We start from the raw sequence: 23419 nt of genomic DNA, 5'->3' as shown, positions 1-23419 counted from the left end.
CTATTGTATCAAAATCGAAAGGAGCTTTTTTCTTTTTCCCTTATTTGGGAAAATTAATCTTTGACAAATTTTTCGTAGTGTTCTTGATAGTAGGCTACTTGCTCTGGGAGACCTAGCACATCAAAAATATGCATGGCCTCTTGCATTTTGCTACAACCTTCTTTACACTGTCCTTTTTGGTACAAGGCAAAGCCTTTTAGATAATGGAAAATATTACGCTCATACAGTTTAATCCCTTTACCAATAATCTTCTCTGTATAAGTCTCAAAATAGCTTGCATTGTCAAAAGAAAGATGCTCTAAACAATGCTGGTAACAATTGAGGGCCAAAATCAACACTAATCTCTTATGGCGACCAATCTCTTGGTAAAATTCCTCCCTCTCCATAACTTCTCTTCCAATTCGAGTGACATAGTCCACATCGTAGAAACTATAGAGGTTCCCGAAAAGAATCAACTCATACATGGTCCATTCTTCTGTTTTGAAGAGATAATCTGCTACCTTATCCAAATCATCCTGCTTCATATGATAACTCGAATCTCTTTGACAAATCAGACCTTGTAGCAAAATCCAGTTCAGCTCAAAATAAAGGGGATTTGTCGAACTCTTAGCCTTTTCAAGTTGTTCTCTTTGAAGCTTTTGAAAACCTGCAATATCATTTGAGTAGTAAAGAGGTACAATTTGTCCCATCATGGCAACATGTTCATGATTATGGAAATCCCTAGCCTTATCCATGAAATTTTCGATTGTTACATGAATGTTATCCAAAATCTCAAAGAAACGTGAGACTGCTAGGTCAGACTCCCCAAGCTCAAAGCGAGATAACTGAGAAGTTGAACAGGACTCGCCTGCAGCCTCCTTTAAAGAATAATTTCCACTTGTCCGAAATTCACGAAATACTTTTCCAAGATGTTCCATCATTTATTACCTTTTTAAAAAAACAAATACTTTAAATTAACGATAAGATATTTGTGATTTACTTACTTCAATATTTCTATCAACGAATTTTATATAGGGAGCAACATAATCAATATCGTCACATTTAGGACCGAGTTTAATTTTTGAATATTTTAGTTCTTTGTTAATATAAGTATATAGACCAGGAATCACACTATTAGAACTATCGCCAGTAATAATTTCATCTTCTTTGCCCTCATAAGATTTAATAATCCTAAATTCATTTTCATAACTATAATCTGCATCTTTAAATAAATAACGAATATCATCTATTAAATTCAATGCTGAGGAAAAGTATATATTTTTTTTGTCGGCTTCATAATTTACAATATTTTCAAATGCTGATTTTAGATTCTTTATTTCCTCATCTAAAGATTTTTTTGAAAAATCATAACATACTTCAAAAATTTCTATACCATCACTTATTAAACTCGTAATATAATCTTTATGATACATTAAATTAATTCCTTTTGCATCATCACCGTATTGTTTCCACATTGGAAGGCTATCATCTAGATTTTGTCCATTTCCAGTTTGTGTCATAGATGCAAAGAAAAACGGCGATGTAGCATAATCAGTTTCAAGAAATTCCTCTTTCTCAATCCCTATGAGATTGAGAAACGTATATCCTTCATTTGGATCATTCATTTGTCTAGCATTGCTAAGCCGTAATCTAGGATAATTATTTTTATCATCAGTTTTATAAAGCAAAAATTTTAAGGTATTTTTAAGGTATTTAGGGAAGTATAGTGAATAAAACTGTCATCGCTTGTAGTTGGAGAGTATCTTAATTTATCCTTAATTTTATTAACACTAGTTGATATTATTCCTAAATCCTTATTGTTAATAGTTTCTAGTTCCGACTTTAACTGATCAAAATTAGTCCTTTCAAGTAAGGATAGTAATAAATCAATACCATTTTGATGTTGACCATCATTTAGATTTTCTAAAAAATATCTGACTAGGTTATTTATTAATTCAAAATTATAATTACATCCTTCAACGATTTTAAAAACTAAACTTTTATTCTCATCAGAGATATCATTATCCTTTAATTTTGCCAATAAATATTCAAAAATAAGATTTCTATAACTCTCCGTTGATACACAATTACCAACATTCAATTCTGAATTGATTTCTTTGAGCAATCTATTAGAATCAATTATATCTTCACTTTTTGTTATCCCATCATTTCTTAAAAGAGCTTTCTTTACTCCTTCATTCTCTTTTATTTCCTCTGGTAAGTCTATAATCGTTAAATCATTATTTTTTACAAGAAAATCATTATAATCTTCTAAACATATTTCATACAAATTTTGATAGAATTCAATATTACAAGCTAAAGAATATTTTTGATTCCTATCAAAATCATCTTTAGATAATTCAAAAATAGATTTTATTCCATCTGCATTTTCTTGTTGTTCTATTTCAGATTCATAAATTCTATAACTACCTATGTATCTTTCACTACAATCCTTATCATAGTAATAAACATGAAAAGTAATGTAATAACCATAGTCATTCCAATTATCTTTAAAAAAGACAATACTGTCTGAAAATATCTTATTAGATACTTTCTTATATTCTGAGTTAAAATATTTAAATTCTACCATCTGTTTTCTTCTTTCACACCTGCTCTGATAATTCTTCCCACTCAAGCATAGCTTCTTCCTGACGGTGGCTGATTTTGTCCAGCTCAACCTGCAATTCCATCAGTTTTTCGGCATTGTTTGTTTCCAACATTTGTTCAGAAATGACTTGACTTTGACTTTCTAGCTCTTCAATTTCAGCTTCTAGACTTTCGATTTGTCGCATGAGCTTGCGAACTTCTTTTTGACTTTCTTTCTGAGCTTGATAGTCATTAACTGGGCTTGCTTCTTTTGCTTGATTGCTGGTTGAAGCTTCCTCAGTTTGAATCATTTCTACTTCTGCTTTCTTTTCAACATAGTAGTCATAATCTCCAAGGTAGAGAGTTGAACCATTCTCAGACAATTCCAGTACATGAGTTGCCACACGATTGATAAAGTAACGGTCGTGGCTGACAAATAGAAGAGTTCCATCAAAGTCAATCAAGGCATTTTCTAGCACTTCCTTGCTATCAATATCCAAGTGGTTGGTCGGCTCATCCAGAATCAAGAAGTTGTTGTTTTCCATAGACAATTTAGCCAAAAGCAAACGAGCTTTTTCGCCACCTGACAGCATGCCGACTGATTTTTTGACATCATCTCCTGAGAAAAGGAAGGCACCTAGACGGTTACGAATTTCAACTTCTGGCGTCAGTTTAAAATCATTCCAGAGTTCATCCAGTACAGTATTACTTGGTGTCAGCTTGCTTTGGGTTTGGTCATAGTAACCAACCTCAACATTAGCGCCAAATCGCTTTTCTCCCTTGATAAAAGGAATCTGGTCTACTATAGACTTGATAAAGGTTGATTTCCCAATACCATTTGGACCAACGATGGCGACAGCATTCATCTTACGAAGGTCTAAGTTGATAGGCTCTGACAATATTTCCCCATCATAGCCAATAGCCGCATTTTCAACAGTCAAGACAATATTGCCCGACGTTTTCTCAGACTGGAAGGTCATGTTTGCTGATTTCTTACCAGTTTCAGGCTTGTCCAAACGCTCCATTTTTTCCAATTGTTTACGGCGAGATTGGGCACGTTTGGTCGTTGAAGCACGGACTATATTGCGATTGACAAAGTCTTCCAGAGCTGCGATTTCCTTCTGTTGCTTTTCATAGTTTTTTGCCTCAGTAGCTAGTTTTTGCTCCTTCAGCTCGACAAAGCGAGAGTAATTGCCCACATAGCGATCCAAGGAATGCTTGGTCAAATCCAGCGTAATTGTCGCAACCTTGTCCAAGAAATAACGGTCGTGGCTGACGATAATGAGGGCACCGCTATAATTTACCAAGTAATTCTCTAGCCAGGCAATGGTTTCGATATCCAAGTGGTTGGTTGGCTCGTCCAAGACCAAGAGATTGGGCTTTTCAAGGAGCATTTTAGCAAGTGCCAAACGAGTATTTTGACCACCAGAAAGCTCAGCAATTTTCATCTGCCACATAGACTCGTCAAACTTGAATCCATTCAAAATCGCTCGAATATCAGCTTCATAGGTAAAGCCGCCTGCTTGGCGAAAATTTTCAAATAAACGGTCGTAATCCGACATCAGTTTATCTAAATCCTCACCAGACTTTTCTCCCATCTCCAACTCCATCTGACGCAGTTGTTTCTCCGTCCGACGTAAGTCATCAAAGACATGAAGCATTTCATCGTAGATGGTATTTTCAGACTCAAAACGGCTATCTTGGGCTAGGTAAGACAGAGAAATATCTTTTTTCTTATTGATTTCTCCACTAGTTGGCTCCTCTTCTCCAACCAAAATCTTCAAAAGAGTAGACTTACCTGCACCATTTTTCCCAACAAGGGCAATCCGATCTCGTTCATCAACTTGCAGATTGATATTATCAAAAAGAACCTCTCCTGCAAAAGAACGTTCAATTTTATTAGCTTGTAAAATAATCATACAAACAGTATAGCATGTTTCCCTAAGGCATTCAAGACTTGATAAACCGGCATATGACACCACTTTTCTGAAAATTATGCTACCGTTTTACTAAAACGCTAAAAAGTGCTATAATGTGAACGGTTAAAACAATTTACAAAAAGGAGAATTTTAATGTCTTACCAAGAAAATTACCAGAAATGGGTTGATTTTGCGGAGCTTCCTGACTACCTTCGCCAAGATTTGGAAAATATGGACGAAAAAACTAAGGAAGATGCCTTCTATACAAATCTTGAATTTGGTACTGCAGGTATGCGTGGCTTGATTGGTGCTGGTACAAACCGCATCAACATCTACGTTGTTCGTCAAGCTACTGAAGGATTGGCTCGTTTGATTGAGTCAAAAGGTGGAAATGAAAAAGAACGTGGTGTCGCAATCGCCTACGATAGCCGTCACTTCTCACCAGAGTTTGCCTTTGAATCTGCGGCAGTTCTTGCTAAACACGGTATCAAATCTTACGTATTTGAAAGCCTTCGTCCAACTCCAGAACTATCATTTGCAGTTCGTCACCTCAACTGTTTCGCAGGTATCATGGTCACAGCCAGCCACAACCCTGCTCCATTTAACGGTTACAAGGTTTACGGTGAAGACGGTGGACAAATGCCTCCACACGACGCGGACGCTTTGACTACTTATATCCGTGCAATCGAAAAGCCATTTGCAGTTGAAGTTGCTGATGTGGAAGCTGAAAAAGTTTCTGGCTTGATTGAAGTCATTGGCGAAGCTGTCGATGTAGAATACCTTAAGGAAGTCAAAGATGTGAACATCAACCCTGCCTTGATTGAAGAATTTGGTAAAGACATGAAAATTGTCTACACACCACTTCATGGTACTGGTGAAATGTTGGCTCGTCGTGCTCTTGCCCAAGCAGGATTTGACTCAGTTCAAGTTGTTGAAGCACAAGCAACTCCTGACCCAGACTTCTCAACTGTTAAATCTCCAAACCCAGAAAGCCAAGCAGCCTTTGCCCTTGCTGAAGAACTTGGTCGTCAAGTTGGTGCAGACGTTCTTGTGGCAACTGACCCTGATGCTGACCGTGTTGGTGTTGAAGTTCTTCAAAAAGATGGTAGCTACCTCAACCTATCAGGTAACCAAATCGGTGCCATCATGGCTAAATACATCTTGGAAGCCCACAAAAACGCTGGAACTCTTCCTGAAAATGCAGCCCTATGTAAATCTATCGTTTCAACTGACTTGGTAACGAAGATTGCTGAAAGCTACGGCGCAACCATGTTCAACGTTTTGACAGGTTTCAAATTTATCGCTGAAAAAATCCAAGAATTCGAAGAAAAACACAATCACACTTACATGATGGGATTTGAAGAAAGCTTCGGTTACTTGATTAAACCATTCGTACGTGATAAAGATGCAATCCAAGCCGTTCTTGTCGTTGCTGAACTTGCTGCCTACTACCGTTCACGTGGTTTGACACTTGCTGACGGTATCGAAGAAATCTACAAAGAGTACGGCTACTACGCTGAAAAAACAATCTCTGTTACTCTTTCAGGTGTCGATGGTGCAGAACAAATCAAAGCGATTATGGCTAAATTCCGCAATAATGCTCCAAAAGAATGGAACGCAACAGCTATCACTGTCGTAGAAGACTTTAAAGCTCAAACTGCTACTGCTGCTGACGGTACTGTTACAAACTTGACAACTCCTCCAAGTGATGTGTTGAAATACACACTTGCTGACGGTTCATGGATTGCTGTTCGCCCTTCAGGTACAGAACCAAAAATCAAGTTCTACATTGCAGTTGTAGGTGAAACTAACGAAGAATCACAAGCTAAGATTGCTAACATCGAAGCAGAAATCAATGCTTTTGTAAAATAAAATCCTATAAAAGATGAGACAAACCAATCTCATCTTTTTTTCGTATCAAATCTAAGCAATTTTAGAAACTTTATGGCATACTAGACATATCAATGAAAGCGAGGTAATCTCATGGAACAATTTTTAGATAATATCAAAGACCTTGAAGTCACTACAGTAGCGCGTGCGCAAGAAGCTCTTGATAAAAAAGAAACTGCAACCTTCTTTATTGGTCGCAAAACTTGCCCTTACTGCCGTAAATTTGCTGGTACCTTGGCAGGTGTCGTAGCTGAAACCAAAGCTCACATCTACTTCATCAACAGTGAAGAACCAAGCCAACTCAATGAGTTGCAAGCATTCCGCTCACGCTATGGAATCCCAACTGTACCAGGCTTCGTTCACATTGCGGATGGACAAATCAATGTCCGTTGTGACTCTTCAATGTCAGCACAAGAAATCAAAGATTTCGCAGGATTGTAAAAGATATAAAAAAGAAGGCCCTCGCCTTCTTTTTATATATCTGTCAATGGTGTTGCGGTATCTGGTGAAGTATCATAAACCTTAAAGTCTACTCCGACTCCCAGATCAGCTTGCGCTAACTGGTTGACCATGGTCATGTGAGCCAGCTCCTTGATATTGTTTTCCTTGGATAGATGTCCAAGGTAGATTTTCTTAGTACGATTTCCTAGCGTCCGAATCATCGCTTCAGCACCATCTTCGTTAGAAAGGTGACCGAGATCCGATAGGATTCGTTGTTTGAGTCGCCAAGCATAAGAACCTGCTCGCAAAATCTCTACATCGTGGTTGGACTCGATAAGATAGCCATCCGCATTTTCGACAATCCCTGCCATACGGTCACTAACATAACCTGTATCGGTCAAAAGGACAAAACTCTTATCATCCTTCATAAAGCGATAGAACTGCGGTGCGACTGCATCATGACTCACACCAAAACTCTCGATATCAATATCTCCAAAAGTTTTGGTTTTACCCATTTCAAAAATATGCTTTTGCGAAGAATCTACCTTGCCAAGATACTTGCTATTTTCCATAGCCTGCCAGGTCTTTTCATTGGCATAAAGATCCATACCATATTTACGAGCCAAAACACCCACACCGTGGATATGGTCTGAATGCTCATGCGTAATCAAGATGGCATCCAAATCTTCTGGCTTGCGATTAATTTCAGCAAGTAGGCTGGTAATTTTTTTCCCCGACAAGCCTGCATCAACTAAAAGCTTCTTTTTTGGGGTTTCCAGATAAAAGGAATTTCCACTGGAACCCGACGCTAAAATACTGTATTTAAAGCCTGTTTCACTCATTCTAGTCTTCTACTTCGTCCTCCCATACTTCTTCTTTCACTGCATCCTTATCATAAGGGAGCACAATGGTAAAGGTTGATCCCTTACCATATTCACTCTTGGCCCAAATAAAGCCCTTATGTTGTTTGATAATCTCTTTAGCGATAGCTAGTCCTAAACCAGTACCACCTTGGGCACGACTTCTAGCACGATCCACACGATAAAAACGGTCAAAGATTCGAGGCAAATCTTGTTTAGGAATACCCAATCCTTGGTCTGAGATAGACAAAATCATCTGATCATCAGTTGTCTTCATGGTCACTGTGATTTTTCCACCATCTGGAGAATATTTAATGGCATTGTTGATAATATTATCAATCACCTGTGTCATCTTGTCTGTATCAATTTCAATCCAGACAGACGTAATCGGATAATCTCTAACCAGTTCATATTTCTTCTCTTCATCCTGCCCTCTTATCTGATCAAAACGATTGAGAATAAAGGTTATAAAGGCAGTGAAATTAATCAATTCCACATCTAGGTGACTGGTTGCATTATCAATCCTTGAAAGATGAAGAAGATCCGTCACCATCCGCATCATACGGTTGGTTTCATCTAGAGACACCTTGATAAAGTCTGGCGCGACAGGTTCTGACAAAGCCCCTTCATCCAAAGCTTCAAGATAGGATTTTACGCTAGTCAAAGGAGTTCGTAACTCATGACTAACGTTGGAAACAAAGAGTCTCCGCTCGCGTTCTTCCTTCTCCTGCTCCGTCGTATCGTGTAAAACAGCAACCAAACCAGAAATAAAGCCAGACTCACGACGAACCAAGGCAAAGCGTACACGGAGGCTCAGATACTCACCATTAGCATCCTGAGAATCAATCATGAGCTCAGGAACTTGGGTAATCAAATCACGAAGTTCATACTCATCTTCAATCTTAAGCAATTCTAGAATACTTTTATTTAGAACATCTTCTTTCTGAACACCTAACTGTTTCTTAGCCATGTCATTAATCATGGTAATCTTGCCACGACGATTGGTCGCAAAGACTCCGTCCGTCATATAAGAGAGGATACTATGTAATCGTTTACTCTCTTGTTCCAGATTTTCTTGGGTCAAACGGATTACTTCTGATAAATCATTGAGATTATTGGTAATATTAGTGATTTCAGAGCTTCCCTGCATATCCAATACCTGAGAATAATCTCCTGCAATCAGGTCTTTAACTTTTTGATTGATTTGCTTCAGCCGAATATTATCTCGACGATTTTCTAGTAAGAGCAAGGTCACCACTAAAATAAAGCCAAGTAATATGAGGATAAAGATAAAATCACTGGTTAAAACTGTGTCTTTAATTAGTTTAATCATTATTTCTCATATAATAACCAACACCGCGACGTGTTAGAATATATTCAGGACGACTTGGTGTGTCTTCAATCTTCTCACGCAAACGTCTGATAGTTACATCAACTGTTCGAACATCTCCGAAATAATCATAACCCCAGACAGTTTCCAGCAAGTGTTCACGCGTAATCACTTGACCGATATGAGACGCCAAGTGGTACAAGAGCTCAAATTCACGGTGGGTTAAGTCTAGTTCTTCACCGTATTTTTTAGCTACATAAGCATCTGGCACAATCTCCAAGTCCCCAATTTGCAAGGGTTGGGTTTTCTTTTCATCTGACTCTTGATTATCTACAGAAGCCAAGTCCGTACGACGAAGAAGAGCTTTAACACGCGCCTGCAACTCACGATTTGAGAAGGGTTTGGTTACATAGTCATCTGCTCCAAGCTCTAAACCGATAACCTTATCAAATTCGCTATCCTTTGCTGAAAGCATGATAATAGGCACACTACTGGTCTTGCGAATAGTCTTCGCAACTTCTAAACCATCAATTTCTGGAAGCATCAAATCCAGAATAATAATATCTGGTTGCTCTGCTTCAAATTGCTCTAGTGCTTCACGACCGTTAAAAGCAGTTACAACCTCGTAACCTTCCTTGGTCATATTAAACTTGATAATATCTGAGATCGGTTTTTCATCATCTACAATTAATATTTTTTTCATTTGTTCACCTTTTTCTCTACTATTATAGCAAAAAAATAACAAGAAGACACAATAGCTAGTCTTTGCTACTGTCTAAGTTGACTTGTGCATAAGCCTGCCAGATTTTTTGTTGGGGTTTGGCAAGTGGGTAATTCTTAAACTCTTCTGGTGAAAGCCAGCGAACTTCCCGATTTGAAAAATCATGGAAGTCACTCACCTGACCTGCTACAATTTGAACATGCCATTTACGATGACTAAAGACATGATTAACAGTCTCAAAACAACCATCAAACCAATCAACATCTAAGTCATAGTCCTGCTGAAAACTCTCTTCTGGACTGGGACCAAAGTTCACGCTTTCTTCTGCAACCTGATGAAAGAGGTCAAACTGCTCTTCTTGCGGAAACTCATTTACTTCTATCAAGGGAAAATGCCAAAAGCCTGCCAAGAGCTTTTCACTTTCATTTTTTTCAAGAAGAAATTGTCCCTGACTATTCTTTACCACCAAGGCTTTAAGATAAATAGGGACAGGCTTTTTCTTGGGAGCCTTGATTGGATAACGGTCCATTGTACCATTCTGATATGCCGCACTAAAGTCCTTCACTGGGCTTTCTTCTGGTCTGGGATTTGCAGGAGCCTCAATATCAGATCCTAAGTCCATCAAGGCTTGATTAAAGTCACCTGGCCGTTCTGGATCAATCAAGATTTCCATCATTGCCTGAAAAATTTTACGATTACTTGGAATTCCAATATCCTGATTGACTTCAAACAAACGCGCCAGCACCCGCATGACATTGCCGTCTACAGCAGGCTCAGACAAGTTAAAAGCAATACTAGAAATGGCTCCTGCTGTGTAAGGGCCAATCCCTTTCAAGCTGGAAATCCCTTCATAGGTGTTTGGAAATTGACCACCAAAGTCAGTCATAATCTGCTGAGCCGCAGCCTGCATATTGCGTACTCGAGAATAATATCCCAAACCTTCCCAAGCCTTCAGTAAACGCTCTTCAGGTGCATTCGCCAAACTTTCTACTGTTGGAAACCAGTTCAAGAATCGTTCATAGTAAGGGATAACTGTATCCACCCTGGTCTGCTGGAGCATGATTTCAGATACCCAGATATGATAAGGATTTTTACTTCTACGCCAGGGTAAATCTCTTTTGTTTTCATCATACCAGTTGAGAAGTTTCTCACGAAAAGAAATGATCTTCTCCTCCGGCCACATGACAATACCGTATTCTTTCAAATCTAACATATCTCTAGTATAACACAGAAGATTCTAACTGTCCTTTTCCTAGTATTAATACTCTTCGAAAATCTCTTCAAACCACGTCAACGTCGCCTTGCCGTATATATGTGACTGACTTCGTCAGTCTTATCTACAATCTCAAAGCAGTGCTTTGAGCAGCCTGCGGCTAGTTTCCTAGTTTGCTCTTTGATTTTCATTGAGTATAAAAAGCCTCTTCCCAAGGGAAAGAGGAGTAAATCTTATTGATGAACAGCTTGGGCTGCTGTGATAAGGGTCAACTTGTAAACATCATCTGCATTACATCCACGAGAAAGGTCGTTAACTGGCTTGTTCAAACCTTGTAAAACAGGGCCAACAGCTGCAAAACCACCAAGACGTTCAGCCATCTTGTAACCGATATTTCCTGCCTCGATACCTGGGAAGATGAAGACATTTGCTTGACCAGCCACCGTACTTCCAGGAGCTTTCAGAGCTGCAGTTTCAGGAACAAAGGCCGCATCAAATTGCAACTCACCATCGATTTCAAGGTCAGGACGCAAGTCATGAGCAATTTTAGTTGCTTCAACTACCTTATCAACGCTTTCACCAAACCCTGAACCCTTAGTAGAATAGCTTAGCATAGCAATTTTTGGTTCAATGCCAAACATCTTAGCTGTGATTGCTGAGTTGATTGCAATTTCAGCCAAAGCTTCCGCGTCTGGATTGATATTGATGGCACAGTCCCCAAAGAGGTAACGCTCCGTACCACGAACCATGAGGAAGGCACCTGAAGTACGAGTAACATTTGGACGAGTTTTGATGATTTGAAGAGCTGGACGTACTGTTGAAGCAGTTGAGTGAATCGCTCCTGACACCATTCCATCAACCAAGCCCAAGTAAACCAACATAACACCAAAATAGTTGACATCTTCAACCAAAACCTTACGTGCATCTTCTTCAGACATTTTACCCTTGCGACGTTCTACCAAGGCAGCGACCATTTCTTCAAATTTATCGTAGTGTTGAGGGTCGATGACTTCATAACCGTTCTCGATACCTTCAATTTCAAGATAAATTTTAATTTTTTCAGGATTTCCAAGCAAAACAGGAATCACTTCTGTTTCTTTTACCAAGCGTTTAGTCGCTTGAAGAATACGAGGCTCTTCCCCTTCAGGGAGAACGATACGAGCATTTTTGCCAACAAGGTTGGCTTTGAGACTTTCAAAAACTTCCATGAGTTTTCTCCTTTAAAAAATAAATTATACTCTGAATTACTTTTTATAGAGTATTAGTTGATAACTGAGTAATTAGGTTGCTAAAATCATCCGGCAAGGGACTTTCTAACTGCAAGTCTTGCTCTAAAAATGGATGATAAAAAGATAGGTAATGGCAATGCAGAGCCTGACGTTGGATGCCGTCGTCCAGACTACCACCATACAAATCATCTCCCAACAAAGGAAAACCAATATGAGAAAAATGGACTCGGATTTGGTGGGTTCGACCAGTGTGCAGGCGAATGTCTACCAAATGAATATTTCCATAAGATGCTACAATCTTGTAAGAAGTATGAGCATACTTTCCACCTTTAGCTACACGTCTGGTAATAATGGAGTCTTCATCACGCGCAATCGGAGCAATAATTTCCCCCTCTGACTCTAAGCATCCATCACCTTTAACCAAAGCAAAATAGCGTTTTTCAATAGACTTTTTCTGCAACTGCTTGTCTAATCGTGCATGGGCATAGCCGTGCTTAGCAAAAAGCATCAAGCCAGAAGTATCTCTATCAAGCCTGGTCACAATGTGAACCTGCTGATTTTCATAGTTTTGCTTGACATAGTAACCCTTGATAAAATTGGCAATGGTATTGGAGTGGTTGACACTAGGAATAGAAGCCACTCCATAGGGTTTATTCAAGACTAGAAAATGGTCATCCTCATAGAGAATATCCAGTGGGCGCTCGATAGCTTCTAGAGTTTCAAAGCCTTCCTCAGCAGGAATATCGATGATAACGCGGTCTCCAATATCCAATAGATACGTCGCATTTTGTGGTTGATCATTGACCAGAATAGCTCCGCCTCGAAACTTAATCTTGGCCAGCAGTCCTTTAGAAACCTCGTGCTTTTTTAAGAAGGTCTTAACCTTGACATGTTCATCTGCGATAAATTCAAACCTCATTCGTCCACCTCGCCGATGAAAGCATCCTTAACACGATTCCAGAAACTGGTATGACTAGGTGATGCGACAAAATGAATCTTATGATGGTCGATTTGATACTCAATTCTTTCGATATTGCGGAAGGAATAAACGCTATTGTCAACCGAAATAGTATGGTAATCGTTTCTCGTTGGAATGAGTTCAATCTTATCCTTCTTAGGCACAATAATGGAAGAACCCAGCGTTCGATAGACACGATTGTTAAGGCTGGCAATTTCCGTTAATTGCAAAGCTTCAATGGTTGGGTGTAAAACAGCTCCACCAAGTGATTTGTTATAGGCTGTACTACCCGTCGGAGTTGAAACTGTTAGCCCATCTCCACGAAAACGTTCAAAGTGGACACCATTGATTACAATATCTGCTACCATTGTTCGATCCGACCTTCGGATACTGGCTTCATTTAGTGCTCTAAAAATCTTCACTTCACCATTTCCAAGAAAGACCTTCACATTTAGAACAGGGTAAGAGACTCTTGCTCCTGTATCTAGCTGCAAATTAGTCACTAGCTTATCCAACTCAAAATCACGGTAGTCCGTATAGAAGCCCAAATGTCCAGTGTGAACACCAATGAAGCGGACCTTGTCAAGCTGGTTTTCGTACTTATGAAAGGCTGACAAGAGCATGCCATCCCCACCAATGGAAATAACGATATCTGGATTGGTATCATTGAGTATAAACTGATTTCTCTTCAAACGATCTCGCAATTCATACAAAACCCTTTGACTCTGTGGTTTTCTATTAGCTATCAGGTCAATTCGTTTACCTGTATTCTTCATCTGTATCGTCACTGTTTCCTACACCGTCATTTAATTTTCTACTCAAAGGATCAAAAAGTGCCTGGGCTTCTTGGATATCATCACGAATTTTACCCATTTCTTCATCCAACTGATGGGCAATCTTGGCAGTAATTTCCAGTCGCTTTTTAATTTCCTCTGGGAAATCCCCTTGGTACTTGTAGTTGAGAGAATGTTCTATCGTTGCCCAGAAATTCATGGCCAAAGTACGAATTTGAATTTCTGCTAAAATGGTCTTGGCTCCATTGATGGTGTCAACCATATATTCTACTACCACATGATAGGAACGGTAGCCTGAAGCCTTTCGATGAGTAATGTAATCTCGCTCCTGTATGATCCGCATATCCTGACGCTTGCGCAAAATAGCCACAACTTCTTGGACGTCATCTACAAACTGGACCATCACACGCAAACCAGCAATATCCTGTAAATCGTGTTCTAAGGTCGCATAAGTAATACCACGTCGAGCCATTTTTTCCTTGATACTTTCAATTGGCTTGACTCGACCAGTCACAAACTCAATCGGAGAATGCTTATTTTGCTTACGATATTGCTTACGAATACCACGTAGTTTAATCTTTAACTCACCAACAGCTTGAATGTAAGGATCTAGAAATTCTTCCCATTCTAAGGTCATATATTCTCCCTTATTCTCATATTATCCTTCAAAAATATCTTTGATTTTTTCTCCAGATTCATATACAATAAATACAATGCTTTTATATCATATAATCCGCTTTCAACGATAAAGAAAAGGTAAGAAAAATGAAACATTTAGAAATTGAATTGAAAACACTCTTGAAAAAAGATGAATACGATCGTCTAAAAGACCAGTTCACAGGCGTCACTCCTGTTCTTCAAAAAAATTACTACATCGACACACCTGATTTTGAACTGCGAGAAAAAAAAGTTGCTATGCGCATTCGAACCTTTGAAGACTGGGCAGAATTAACACTCAAAATCCCACAAAGTGTTGGAAACATGGAATACAATCAAAAATTGCAACTAAAAGATGCTGAGAACTATCTGAGCAAGGAAGAACTACCTCAGGGGCTGGTTTTTGATGAATTGGCTAAACATGGTATCCAAAGTAAGAAATGGCAGGTGCTTGGTTGTCTCACAACGATTCGCTATGAAATGAAAACAGCTATTGGTCTCATGGCACTTGATGAGAGTCAATACTTTGATATGACAGATTACGAATTAGAGCTCGAAGTTGAAAATCACGAGCAAGGCAAACAAGAATTCAAACAATTTTTAGAGGAAAATCAGATTTCCTATCAAAAAGCCCCTTCAAAATTGGTTCGATTTGTCAAAAGCATGAAAAATAGCTGAAATAATCTTCATTTTTTGGTAAAATAGAAAAGATAAAAATACACAAATCCCAGTTCATATAGGCAAGACATATATAACTAGGATTTATAAAGTTTACAGAGGACGGTCTATAATGTCAGATAGAAAAAACATGAAACTTTTCGCACTCAACTCTAACCAAGAGATTGCACAAAAAATTGCACAAGCTGTTGGTGTCCCACTTGGAAAACTATCATCACGTCAATTTTCAGACGGAGAAATCCAAGTGAATATCGAAGAAAGTGTCCGTGGTTATGATGTGTACATCATCCAATCAACAAGTTTCCCTGTTAACAACCACCTAATGGAATTGTTAATCATGGTTGATGCTTGTGTGCGTGCAAGTGCCCACAGTATCAACGTTGTACTTCCGTATTTTGGCTATGCACGCCAAGATAGAATTGCATCATCTAGAGAACCACTAACAGCTAAACTAGTTGCTAACATGCTGGTTAAAGCTGGTGTAGATCGTGTCCTTACCCTCGACCTACATGCAGTTCAAGTACAAGGTTTCTTTGATATTCCTGTAGATAATCTTTACACTGTTCCTCTCTTTGCTAAACACTACTGTGATAAAGGATTAAGAGGTTCAGATGTTGTTGTCGTTAGCCCTAAAAATTCAGGGGTAAAACGTGCTCGTAGCCTGGCTGAATATCTTGATGCTCCTATCGCTATTATCGACTATCCTCAAGACGATGCAACTCGCAACGAAGGCTATATCATCGGTGATGTTGAAGGTAAAAAAGCCATCTTGATTGATGACATTTTAAATACAGGACGTACCTTCTCTGAAGCTGCTAAAATCGTTGAACGTGAAGGGGCTACAGAAATTTATGCTGTTTCTAGCCACGGTCTCTTCGTTGAAGGAGCTGCTGAACTTCTCGACAATACTAATATTAAAGAAATTCTTGTGACTGATTCAGTAGCAACAAAAGAAAAAACTCCTAAAAACGTATGCTACATCACTGCTAGTGAGTTAATTGGTGATGCCATCGTCCGTATCCACGAAAGAAAACCAGTCAGCCCACTCTTTGCCTACAACAAAAAGAAATAAGGTGATTCTTTGATTTATTTGGACAATGCTGCAACGACTCCCATGTCAGCAGTTGCTATTTCAGCTATGACCGAGGTTATGCAAGAAACCTATGGAAATCCTTCTAGTATTCATGGACATGGACGTCAAGCTGGCAAACTCTTGCGAGAAGCCCGTCAGGAACTAGCTCAGTTACTGGGGACAAAACCTCAACATATCTTTTTCACTTCTGGTGGGACTGAAGGCAACAATACTGCCATCATTGGCTACTGCCTTCGTCACCAAGAACAAGGAAAACATATCATCACAACTGCCATCGAGCACCATGCTGTCCTTGAAACCATTGATTACTTGGTTCAACACTTTGGTTTTGAAGTAACCATTATCCAGCCAGAAAATCAAGCAATCACCGCCCAGCAAATTCAAAAGGCTTTACGTGATGATACGATTTTGGTTTCTACCATGTTTGCCAATAATGAGACTGGAAACCTACTTCCTATTGCTGAAATTGGCCAAATACTTAAGCAACACCCTGCTGCCTATCATGTCGATGCAGTTCAGACAATCGGTAAAATTCCTATTCATCCAGAAGAATTGGGCATTGATTTTCTCACTGCTTCAGCCCACAAGTTCCATGGTCCTAAGGGAATCGGCTTTCTCTACGCATCAAGCATGGACTTTGATTCCTATCTTCATGGCGGAGACCAAGAACAGAAAAAACGAGCAGGAACTGAAAATCTAGCTGCCATCGTAGGCATGGTTGCAGCCCTAAAAGAAAATTTAGAAAAGCAAGAAGAACATTTTCAACATGTACAAAATCTAGAGACTGCCTTTCTTGCAGATCTGGAGGGAGTTCAGTATTACCTGAATAGAGGAGAACATCATCTTCCTTATGTTCTCAATATTGGATTTCCTGGGCAGAAAAACGACCTCTTACTCCTTCGTCTAGATTTAGCTGGAATTTCAATCTCTACTGGCTCAGCCTGCACTGCAGGCATTGTACAATCCAGCCATGTTCTTGAAGCTATGTACGGGGCAAATTCAGAACGCTTGAAGGAATCCGTTCGTATCAGTTTGTCGCCACAAAATACTGTTGAAGATCTACAAACCCTCGCAAAAACCTTAAAAGAAATTATCGGAGGTTAGCCATATGGCATTTGAAAAAACCATTCAGTTAAAAAATTGTCGTTACGACTACACTCTTAGCCCTTCTGTTAAAAAATTCACCCTCAAAGACAACACCTTTTTTGAGACCAAAGTTGGGAACTATGAACTGACTCGCCTTTTGGAAAAAGTGCCAAACAGCGGTGAGGGATTCCAACTCAAAATCATCATTAACAAGGAACTTACAGGCGCTAAAATCAATATCACTGACAAGTTTGGCCTTCGTCTAGTTGATATTTTCAAATCAGAAGACCACCACATTCATCAGGAAAAATTCTATTTTCTCATGGATAGCTTGGTAGAATGTGGTGTCTTTACAAAATCAGAAAGATAAAGCCAAAATGTTTGAACTGACCTATAAAGATAGCTACCAGGTAGAGCGTACACTCAAGTATGAAGATTATGAGGCTCTCATGTTGGCTTTGTCAGGATGTGTGACCCTACCAGATACACTTTATGTGACTTCTTTGACTTTTGAGGGGCAGGAAGTTTACCAAGGATTGGTTGGAGACCTCTACCGTTTTCTATCACAAACATCATTTTTACATCAAAACTAAGATTTTTCTTAGTTTTTTCTTATTTTTGTTGATTTTTTCACAATGTTTCTATAAAATAGAAGAATAGAAAGGTTGTGATTTTGTGAAAGATAAACAGTCTGCTATTCCAAAAGCTACAGCAAAAAGACTCTCTCTCTACTATCGAATTTTTAAGAGATTTCATGCAGAAAAGATTGAACGTGCCAACTCTAAGCAAATTGCAGAGGCTATCGGTATTGATTCAGCGACAGTTCGTCGTGATTTTTCCTATTTTGGTGAACTAGGTCGTCGTGGATTTGGCTATGATGTCAAAAAACTGATGACGTTTTTTGCCGATTTGCTTAATGATAACTCCATTACCAATGTCATGCTAGTAGGTATTGGAAATATGGGCCATGCCCTTCTCCACTACCGCTTCCACGAGCGTAACAAGATGAAGATTATCATGGCCTTTGATCTAGATGACCACCCTGAAGTCGGTACACAAACTCCTGATGGTATTCCCATTTACGGGATTTCTCAAATCAAGGATAAAATTAAGAATGCCGATGTCAAAACTGCTATCCTGACCGTTCCTAGCGTCAAGTCACAAGAGGTTGCCAATCTCTTAGTTGATGCTGGCGTGAAAGGTATTCTCAGTTTTTCACCTGTCCATCTACATTTACCAAAAGACGTGGTCGTTCAGTATGTCGATTTGACAAGTGAACTCCAAACCCTCCTCTACTTCATGCGAAAAGAGGATTAGAAAGCGAAAATCATTTTATGAAAAAACCAGTTATTGGGATTACAGGAAACGAAAAAACTCATCCAGATGATAACATCATGATGAGCTACGCAGCAAAAGGCTTTGTTGAAGGCGTTAAAGACGCTGGAGGGATTCCCATCATCCTACCGATTGGTGATCAAGAAATGGCCTGCCACTATATTAGTTTGATTGACAAGCTCATCTTGACAGGTGGGCAAAATGTTGATCCAAAATTCTATGGTGAACCAAAAACCATTGATAGCGATGACTACCACCTTCAAAGAGATATCTTCGAACTGGCCCTCATCAAGGAAGCTATTAAACAGAAAAAGCCAATTTTTTCTGTCTGCCGTGGAACACAACTCTTTAACGTTGCCATGGGTGGAACTTTGTATCAAGATATCGAAGACCACTGGCAAGATTGTTCGGCTGAGTACACAACTCAACGCTTGGTGACAGAGCCTGATACAGTTCTTCGAGAAATCTATGGAGAAATCTCCCATATCAACTCCTTCCACCACCAGAGCATCAAGGATTTAGCACCAAATTTAAAGATTGCGGCTCATGATCCTAAGGATGGTATCATTGAAGCTGTCATAAGTACGGATGATGTCGCCTTTCTCGGTGTCCAATGGCATCCAGAATTTCTATTTGAAAATCGTCCCAAAGATAAAAACCTCTTTGACTATGTCGTTAATAAACTTTAAATTAAATCTGTCTTTTCACGATAACTAAAGTAACTGGAGTGAGAGACAATCAAATGGTCCAAGAGGACAATTCCCATCAGATTGCAGGCTTCTTTGACAAGTTTAGTAACATGATCATCATTTCGGCTAGGAGCTACTGCTCCTGAAGGATGATTGTGAACTAAGATTAGAGAGGTCGCCATATGCTTGATGGCATAATGAAGAATCTCTCGCGGTTCAGCGATACTGCGAGTAGCTGAGCCGATAAAAATGGTCTGTTGATGGATGATTTGATTTTGAGTATTGAGATAGAGCGCCACTAGGTGCTCTTGTTTTTTGTCCCCCAATTCCTGTTGCATCTTCTTGGCCAGCTTTTTACTACTGAGAATACTTTCCATCTCAAGGTTCTCGTGTTTGTGAATACGATGGCCCAGTTCAATCATAGCTTGTAATTCTATTGCCTTAACACGGCCGATACCAGACAGACTCTGCAATTCCTGCAGGGTCATTTTTTTCAAATCCGTTAGGCTTGAAAGATTGTTCAAGACTTTCTGGGCAATTTCAAAAACGCTAGCCTGACGTGTCCCTGTCCTGAGTAAAATAGCTAGCAACTCTTGGTTACTGAGCGCTTCTACTCCTTCCTTGGCCAGTCTTTCTCTTGGTAATAGTGAATCTTCTTGGAATGAAATACTGTACATAAAAATCCTCCTCACTTTATTATTCGTGAGAAGGATGGAAAATTAGATTTTTTTCTCAATTGGGGCTACACTAGCTAAAAGTTTTTTCAAACCTACTTCTGGGAAATTGATTTTTAATTCCTGAGTAGCACCGCTACCTGAAACTTCCAGAACAGTTCCCTCTCCCCATTTCTTGTGGAGAGCAATGTCACCAATGGACCAATTTGTCTCGCTAGACGCTGATTTTGCACCAGCTGAAAATTGACCAAATGGAAGACCGCTTGACTGGATAGATTTTGGGGCAGCACTGCGTTTACGGTCTTGAAGAGCTTGAGCCAGACTCATACCTTGACCGAAGGCGAGACCACCACTGCTATAAGATGCTTTAAAACTTGTATTTGCTGGACGAGCCAGACCTTTATACTCAAGTAAGTCTGAACTGATTTCGTTAATAAAACGAGTCGGACGGTTGTAGTTGGTACGACCAAAAAGCAGACGCGAATTGGCATTGGTCAGATAGAGGATTTTCTCTGCACGCGTAATTCCTACATAGGCCAGACGGCGTTCTTCTTCCAATTCATCTTGATCCTCAGCCGCGCGACTAAGCGGAAAGACATTTTCTTCCATCCCAATCAAAAAGACAACTGGAAACTCGAGACCTTTGGCAGCATGCAGGGTCATTAGGGTCACTTCTGATGTCTCCTGACTACCTGAATCTGTGTCCGCAATCAAGGCCAAGTCATTTAAGAAACGACTCAGTTTCTCTAAACCAGTTTCTTCTTCTGGACCATCAGAGGTGTCATCAAAGTTTTTCGTAACAGAGAGGAACTCCTCGATGTTTTCAACCCTAGCCTTGCTTTCTAGAGTCGCTTGGGCATTAAGAATATCGACGTAACCTGTTTTTTCAAGGACGGCCTCAACCAACTCTGTAATAGTTAAGTGGTCCAGTTGCTCCCGCAAATCCAGAATTATATTAGCAAAATCCCAGATAGACTGGGCTGCTTTACCCTTGATACCAGACAACATGATATTAGCAGAAGCATCTAGCATGGACATGTTTTGCATATTCGCAAAGTCACGGATTTTTTCAACAGTACCTGGGCCAATTCCACGTTTAGGCTCATTGATAATACGCTCAAAACTAATATTGTCACTCAAATTGGCAATGAGGTTGAGATAAGCGATAATATCACGAATTTCCTTACGACTGTAGAACTTTGTCCCACCAACCATGGTATAAGGAATATTGGACTTGAGCAGGGCTTCCTCAATAGTACGGGACTGCGCATTTGTACGATAGAGAACTGCAAAATCCTTGTGAAGGAAGTTTTGACTCCGACCAAGTTCATCGATAGTTCTGGCTACAAATACAGCCTCATCTAGCTCATCATTGGCACGATAGTAAACGATTTGTTCTCCATCCGCATTTTGGGTCCAGAGATTCTTAGGACGGCGGTTTTTATTGTTTTTAATGACCTCGTTGGCCGCTTGGAGAATTGTTTTAGTGGAACGGTAATTCTCCTCCAACAAAACAACCTTGGCTTTGGGATAATCTTTCTCAAAATCCAAAATATTCTGCATATCAGCACCACGCCAACCGTAGATAGACTGGTCCGCATCCCCAACCACACAGATGTTTTTAAAGCGCGAAGCCAAGAGTTTGACCAATTGGTACTGGGCATGGTTGGTATCTTGGTACTCATCAACGTGGATGTACTGGAATTTCTGTTGATAGTAAGTCAAAACATCAGGATTTTGATCAAAGAGACGCAAGGTCAGCATAATCAAATCATCAAAGTCAACCGATTCCGACTGACGCAGTTCTTTCTGATAGGCTGTATAACACTGTGAAACGATTTGGGTGTACATATCACCTGCTTGAGCTGCATAGGCCACATCATCAATCAGATCATTCTTGGCATTGGAAATAGTTCCTAAGATGCTCCGTTCATTCCATTTTTTAGGATCCAAGTTCAACTGCTTGAGAATGCGTTTCATGAGCGTACGCTGTTCACCAGGATCGACAATAGTGAAATTGCGGTTGTAGCCAATATGGTCCGCATCCCGACGCAAAATACGAACACACATGGAGTGGAAAGTCGCAATCAAACAGTCCTGAGTAGCTGGATTGAGTCCGTAAGCACGTTCCTTCATCTCACGCGCAGCCTTGTTAGTAAAGGTAATGGCCAAGATATTCCAAGGATTGACCATCTTTTCATCAATCAGATAAGCAATGCGGTGGGTCAAAACTCGAGTCTTTCCAGAGCCAGCCCCTGCCATGATTAACAAGGGACCTTCTGTCGTTTGCACCGCCTCAGCCTGACGGTCATTCATTCCATTTAATAATGCGTTCATCTTCTCTTCCTTACTCTTGAAGTCACTATTTCTATTATATCAGAATTCAGGGAAAATATCTTTACCTAGACTGGTTACGTGTAGAAGGTAACTCCTTAGGTAACTTCTCAAAGTAACTTCCACTTTGCTAGCCGAAGTGGAAATTAGTCTAAAACGGATTTTTATGGTGGAATTAAGTGTGAGACGTTTGAGTTAGAAATGAGGTCTACTATGACAAAACATAAACACCTTACCCTTTCAGACCGTAATGATATCCAATTAGGCTTAGAGCGCGGTGAAACCTTCAAAGCTATTGGACAGTCCATTCTAAAAGACCCAACTACTGTCTCCAAAGAAGTCAAACGAAACAGACAAGTCCGAGAGTCTATGTGTGATAACCTTCCCTGCCCTTTACTCGATAAGGCTCCCTTTGTCTGTAATGGATGCCCTAAAAGAAGACAAAATTGTGGCTATAAGAAGATTTTATACCTCGCTAAACAAGCTCAAAAACAGTACGAACAAACTCTTGTTGAAGCTCGTGAAGGAACTCCCCTCAATTCCAAGACCTTCTGGGACATGGACAAAGTCATTTCTGATGGTGTTAAAAAGGGACAACACATCTATCATATCCTCAAAACTCATAACCTTGATGTCAGCTCCTCAACTGTCTATCGACACATCCGAAAAGGATACCTATCTATCGCTCCTATTGATCTAGCCAGAGCCGTTAAATTCAAAGAAAGACGGAAAAGTAAGCTACCTTCCATCCCTAAAGAAGCTAAAAAAGGCCGTTCCTATGAGGATTTCCAAAACTATTTAGTCCTTAATCAACTAGACTCTTGGCTGGAAATGGACACAGTTATGGGCAGGATGGGAGGTAAAATCCTACTTACCTTCAACCTGTCTTTCTGTAACTTTATCTTTGCTAGACTTCTGGATAATAAAACTGCCCTTGAGGTTACCAAACACCT

Annotated in this window: 24 protein-coding genes; 10 read left to right on the top strand and 14 right to left on the bottom strand. The window is 39.7% G+C overall.

Features of this window, described 5'->3' with window-relative positions; genetic code table 11:
• Positions 1 to 53: 53 nt before the first annotated feature.
• The 4 genes from RYL77_RS04815 to RYL77_RS04800 all read right to left on the bottom strand — a co-directional run bounded on the left by RYL77_RS04815 (position 54) and on the right by RYL77_RS04800 (position 4484).
• Positions 54 to 917 (bottom strand): MutR family transcriptional regulator, encoded by an 864-nt coding sequence (locus tag RYL77_RS04815; RefSeq protein ID WP_315010261.1) that lies wholly within the window; start codon positions 915 to 917, stop codon positions 54 to 56.
• A 36-nt stretch (positions 918 to 953) separates the two neighbouring features.
• Positions 954 to 1604 (bottom strand): DUF2971 domain-containing protein, encoded by a 651-nt coding sequence (locus RYL77_RS04810; protein ID WP_315010247.1) that lies wholly within the window; start codon positions 1602 to 1604, stop codon positions 954 to 956.
• Positions 1605 to 1672: 68 nt separating this feature from the next.
• Positions 1673 to 2569, bottom strand: coding sequence for a hypothetical protein (locus RYL77_RS04805; protein WP_315010245.1), 897 nt, complete (start codon positions 2567 to 2569; stop codon positions 1673 to 1675).
• 13 nt (positions 2570 to 2582) lie between these two features.
• On the bottom strand, positions 2583 to 4484 hold the full coding sequence (locus RYL77_RS04800) for an ABC-F family ATP-binding cassette domain-containing protein (protein WP_315010243.1): 1902 nt from the start codon (positions 4482 to 4484) through the stop codon (positions 2583 to 2585).
• A 153-nt stretch (positions 4485 to 4637) separates the two neighbouring features.
• Between RYL77_RS04800 and RYL77_RS04795 the strand changes: the two genes are divergently transcribed.
• Positions 4638 to 6356, top strand: a complete 1719-nt coding sequence (locus tag RYL77_RS04795) for a phospho-sugar mutase (protein ID WP_315010241.1) — start codon at positions 4638 to 4640, stop codon at positions 6354 to 6356.
• Between the two features lie 111 nt (positions 6357 to 6467).
• Positions 6468 to 6815, top strand: coding sequence for a thioredoxin (locus tag RYL77_RS04790; RefSeq protein WP_000434635.1), 348 nt, complete (start codon positions 6468 to 6470; stop codon positions 6813 to 6815).
• 32 nt (positions 6816 to 6847) lie between these two features.
• Here RYL77_RS04790 and RYL77_RS04785 read toward each other — a convergent pair whose 3' ends face one another.
• The 8 genes from RYL77_RS04785 to RYL77_RS04750 all read right to left on the bottom strand — a co-directional run bounded on the left by RYL77_RS04785 (position 6848) and on the right by RYL77_RS04750 (position 14557).
• The gene (locus RYL77_RS04785) at positions 6848 to 7657 is read right to left on the bottom strand and encodes an MBL fold metallo-hydrolase (RefSeq protein WP_000004961.1); all 810 of its coding nucleotides are present in this window, start codon (positions 7655 to 7657) and stop codon (positions 6848 to 6850) included.
• Between the two features lies 1 nt (position 7658).
• Positions 7659 to 9008, bottom strand: a complete 1350-nt coding sequence (vicK, locus tag RYL77_RS04780) for a cell wall metabolism sensor histidine kinase VicK (RefSeq protein ID WP_315010239.1) — start codon at positions 9006 to 9008, stop codon at positions 7659 to 7661.
• Complete coding sequence (gene yycF / locus RYL77_RS04775) at positions 9001 to 9708, bottom strand: response regulator YycF (protein ID WP_033681745.1); 708 nt, start codon at positions 9706 to 9708, stop codon at positions 9001 to 9003. The genes vicK and yycF overlap by 8 nt, the downstream gene beginning before the upstream one ends.
• Positions 9709 to 9763: 55 nt before the next feature.
• Positions 9764 to 10939 (bottom strand): A/G-specific adenine glycosylase, encoded by a 1176-nt coding sequence (gene mutY, locus RYL77_RS04770; protein ID WP_315010237.1) that lies wholly within the window; start codon positions 10937 to 10939, stop codon positions 9764 to 9766.
• A gap of 233 nt (positions 10940 to 11172) precedes the next feature.
• Positions 11173 to 12147 (bottom strand): phosphate acetyltransferase, encoded by a 975-nt coding sequence (gene pta / locus RYL77_RS04765; protein ID WP_042900725.1) that lies wholly within the window; start codon positions 12145 to 12147, stop codon positions 11173 to 11175.
• Positions 12148 to 12190: 43 nt separating this feature from the next.
• Positions 12191 to 13087, bottom strand: a complete 897-nt coding sequence (locus RYL77_RS04760) for an RluA family pseudouridine synthase (RefSeq protein ID WP_315010235.1) — start codon at positions 13085 to 13087, stop codon at positions 12191 to 12193.
• Entirely contained in the window at positions 13084 to 13902 is an 819-nt protein-coding gene (locus RYL77_RS04755) for an NAD kinase (RefSeq protein ID WP_102211583.1), read from the bottom strand. Before RYL77_RS04755 ends, RYL77_RS04760 begins: the two co-directional genes overlap by 4 nt.
• Entirely contained in the window at positions 13886 to 14557 is a 672-nt protein-coding gene (locus tag RYL77_RS04750) for a GTP pyrophosphokinase family protein (protein WP_000171684.1), read from the bottom strand. Before RYL77_RS04750 ends, RYL77_RS04755 begins: the two co-directional genes overlap by 17 nt.
• Before the next feature lie 128 nt (positions 14558 to 14685).
• Here RYL77_RS04750 and RYL77_RS04745 point away from each other — a divergent pair, with 128 nt between their 5' ends.
• From RYL77_RS04745 to RYL77_RS04715, 7 genes are all read left to right on the top strand, one after another.
• Positions 14686 to 15255 (top strand): CYTH domain-containing protein, encoded by a 570-nt coding sequence (locus RYL77_RS04745; protein WP_315010232.1) that lies wholly within the window; start codon positions 14686 to 14688, stop codon positions 15253 to 15255.
• Between the two features lie 112 nt (positions 15256 to 15367).
• Positions 15368 to 16327, top strand: coding sequence for a ribose-phosphate diphosphokinase (locus RYL77_RS04740; RefSeq protein WP_049487227.1), 960 nt, complete (start codon positions 15368 to 15370; stop codon positions 16325 to 16327).
• Positions 16328 to 16336: 9 nt separating this feature from the next.
• Positions 16337 to 17452: a cysteine desulfurase family protein gene (locus RYL77_RS04735; protein WP_315010230.1), complete on the top strand. Its 1116-nt coding sequence runs from the start codon at positions 16337 to 16339 to the stop codon at positions 17450 to 17452.
• 4 nt (positions 17453 to 17456) lie between these two features.
• On the top strand, positions 17457 to 17804 hold the full coding sequence (locus RYL77_RS04730) for a DUF1831 domain-containing protein (RefSeq protein WP_315010228.1): 348 nt from the start codon (positions 17457 to 17459) through the stop codon (positions 17802 to 17804).
• A 7-nt stretch (positions 17805 to 17811) separates the two neighbouring features.
• A complete protein-coding gene (locus RYL77_RS04725; protein ID WP_042900737.1) occupies positions 17812 to 18027 on the top strand; it encodes a DUF4649 family protein in 216 nt (71 codons plus the stop codon).
• An 82-nt stretch (positions 18028 to 18109) separates the two neighbouring features.
• Positions 18110 to 18751, top strand: coding sequence for a redox-sensing transcriptional repressor Rex (locus RYL77_RS04720; RefSeq protein WP_042900738.1), 642 nt, complete (start codon positions 18110 to 18112; stop codon positions 18749 to 18751).
• A 17-nt stretch (positions 18752 to 18768) separates the two neighbouring features.
• Positions 18769 to 19458 carry a gamma-glutamyl-gamma-aminobutyrate hydrolase family protein gene (locus RYL77_RS04715; protein ID WP_315010226.1) on the top strand — a complete coding sequence of 230 codons (690 nt, stop codon included), beginning with the start codon at positions 18769 to 18771 and terminating at the stop codon, positions 19456 to 19458.
• Here RYL77_RS04715 and radC read toward each other — a convergent pair.
• Positions 19455 to 20135, bottom strand: a complete 681-nt coding sequence (gene radC / locus RYL77_RS04710) for a DNA repair protein RadC (RefSeq protein WP_315010225.1) — start codon at positions 20133 to 20135, stop codon at positions 19455 to 19457. The genes RYL77_RS04715 and radC overlap by 4 nt on opposite strands.
• A 42-nt stretch (positions 20136 to 20177) precedes the next feature.
• Positions 20178 to 22469, bottom strand: coding sequence for a DNA helicase PcrA (pcrA, locus tag RYL77_RS04705; protein ID WP_315010224.1), 2292 nt, complete (start codon positions 22467 to 22469; stop codon positions 20178 to 20180).
• 210 nt (positions 22470 to 22679) lie between these two features.
• Here pcrA and RYL77_RS04700 point away from each other — a divergent pair.
• Positions 22680 to 23419 (top strand): helix-turn-helix domain-containing protein (locus RYL77_RS04700; RefSeq protein ID WP_315010222.1); only part of this gene is annotated, 740 nt, incomplete at its 3' end.

This window comes from uncultured Streptococcus sp., assembly GCF_963516515.1.
In the GTDB taxonomy this organism is placed as follows: Bacteria; Bacillota; Bacilli; order Lactobacillales; family Streptococcaceae; genus Streptococcus.
This window is presented reverse-complemented; position numbering and strand designations above follow the sequence as displayed.